The 519-nt window shown below is 65.3% G+C and carries 1 protein-coding gene; it reads left to right on the top strand.

The features are described from left to right. The coding region (locus CK240_RS18065) for a replication initiation protein (RefSeq protein WP_135059010.1) at positions 1-519 on the top strand (519 nt) is incomplete at both ends.

Here is a 519-nt window from a genome sequence, read left to right as displayed (position 1 = left end):
AACAGCGTCTGGCTGGAAGTGCCGTCGCGGCTGCTGCGCGGCGAGGACGGGCGCAACGACAACATCTGGCTGCGCGAGTGCCTGACCCGCCTAACCGGGGTGCAGCTCAGCGGCGAGTGGCGTGGCGATCCCTGGGGCGCGGTCTTGCTGGCCGAATGGAAGATCACCCAAGGTGGCTCGATGGTGCGGGCGTTGATCCCACCAGCCGGCGTCCATGCGCTCCGCAGCCCGCAGAACTTTGCCAAGATCGAGGCCCGCGCCGCTCACAGCCTGACCGGCCACGGCCGCCAGCTTTATGTGCTGCTTGCCGACAAGAAGCGGCTCGGACGGCCATTCTGGACCTTCACCGTGGACGAACTGCGCTCGCTCATGGGGGTGGCTGACAAGAAGTCCTATGAGGTTTGGGGGCAGTTCCGACGCTGGGTTCTGGACCCAGCCCTAACAGCGGTGAACGACTATGGCACGGTCGAGGTAAGCATGACCCCCGAGAAACAGGGCAGGTCGGTTCATGCCGTTACC

Source organism: Paracoccus salipaludis, assembly GCF_002287065.1.
In the GTDB taxonomy this organism is placed as follows: Bacteria; Pseudomonadota; Alphaproteobacteria; order Rhodobacterales; family Rhodobacteraceae; genus Paracoccus; species Paracoccus salipaludis.
Note: the sequence above shows the minus strand (reverse complement) of the source record. Positions and strands in the feature narration are given on the sequence as shown.